Origin of the sequence: Sporolactobacillus inulinus, assembly GCF_006539285.1 — a bacterium.
Classification (GTDB): domain Bacteria; phylum Bacillota; class Bacilli; order Bacillales; family Sporolactobacillaceae; genus Sporolactobacillus; species Sporolactobacillus inulinus.
In genome coordinates, this window is the sequence record NZ_BJMS01000201.1 from 1 (window position 1) to 1443 (window position 1443).

At 46.8% G+C, this 1443-nt stretch carries 2 protein-coding genes; both read right to left on the reverse strand.

What is annotated here, in order from left to right:
* Nucleotides 1–88 precede the first annotated feature (88 nt).
* Nucleotides 89–850: an IS21-like element helper ATPase IstB gene (gene istB, locus SIN01_RS14690; protein ID WP_141306172.1), complete on the reverse strand. Its 762-nt coding sequence runs from the start codon at nucleotides 848–850 to the stop codon at nucleotides 89–91.
* A partial coding sequence (locus tag SIN01_RS14695) for a Mu transposase domain-containing protein (RefSeq protein WP_445009310.1) occupies nucleotides 847–1443 on the reverse strand: 597 nt, incomplete at its 5' end. The genes istB and SIN01_RS14695, both read right to left, overlap by 4 nt.

Genomic DNA, 1443 nt, shown 5'->3' on the forward strand with positions numbered 1-1443 from the left:
TGTGGTACTTCCAATTATGGAATAATATGGGTGTTAGGTGGGAACTGGCCCGGGGAGGGCCAGTTCCCACCTAACACTTGCGCTGACATTATCCCTGTCCTGAGTTTTCTTTTCTTTCCATGCTCTGCCTAAATCGGTAAGATTCGCCGTTAAGTAGATGGATGTGACAGCGATGCGTTAGTCGGTCAAGCAGGGCAGCCGTCATCTTTTCATCGCCAAACAAGCTTGTCCATTCGCTGAATTCAAGATTCGTTGTCAGAATGAGACTGGCACGCTCATACCGACTTGAAAAAAATTGAAATAGGAGTTCTGCTCCGGTTTTGGAGAAAGGAACATAGCCGAGTTCATCCACAATGACTACATCAAATTTGAGCCACCTTTTCTCCATGGCGCTTAGTTTCTGTTCCTCATAGGCCATGAGCAGTTCTTCGACTAATTCGGAGGCCGTTATAAATTTTGCTTTAAACCCGTTTTGAATCATCTCTATTCCCAACCCAATGGCCAGGTGGCTCTTGCCCGTTCCACTGTTACCGAGAAAAATCACATTCTCTTTTTTTCGGACAAACTCACCTTTGGCCAGGGTGAGAAAATGATTTCGGTTCAGACTGGGCATCAAACTGAAATCGTACGTGTCCAGCGTCTTAGAAACAGGAAAACGTGCTTGTTTCAAACGCCTTTGTCGTTGATTTTCTTCTCGACTTTGCGATTCAGCTTCAAGCAATGCCAAAAGATAATCTTCATAACGCAAATTGTGCTCCTCCGCTTCCCGTGCTAGAGAACGATACTGTCTGGCTAGGGTGGGCATCCTGAGTTGCCTGGTCAGATGGTCCAACAGAAGTTCCGTGGTCATTGGTTTTCCTCCTTCACGAGTTGTCTGTATTGATTGATATCGGTCACTTTCACCTTGTAGTTCTCCAGAGCTTCCGGTGCTTGACCAACGGGTCCTGCCACATTACCTGTCATCTTTTGAATGATCTCATGAACCGCTTCATAGGTGAAAATTTGCTTCCGTTCTGCTTCCTGAATGGCTTGGGTTAACAGATTCAGGCCAAGTTCCCGGTGGAGAAGAAGAAGCCTGACAAATTTGCGGTCTCCGGCCGCTCCCTCAGTCTCACGCATTCTACGATGGAAATGCCGGAAGATTTCAGGAATATCTGGATTCTGAAAAGGATGTGCATCTCGGATCGCACGAGGCTTTTTCAGAAGCGCCTCCAGATAATGGTCCAGACGGGTGAATAGTTGATTTCGTCCGTACGAACGGGGATATTCAGTGATCACTTGATTTTGAGCCACAATGATCAGACGATCGACAAACTGTTTAACCCAGACAGCTTGTCCAACATAAGCGCAGGGAACGGAGTATTGGTTGGTCTCTACATGGATGAGAGACAATTGATTGACCTGACAGGATATCAACCGGCAGGCTTCAAATGGTGTTCCCGG

Coding starts and splice junctions, on each gene's coding strand:
- istB (WP_141306172.1), bottom strand. CDS start 850: ATGACCACGGAACTTCTGTTGGACCATCTGACCAGGCAACTCAGGATG.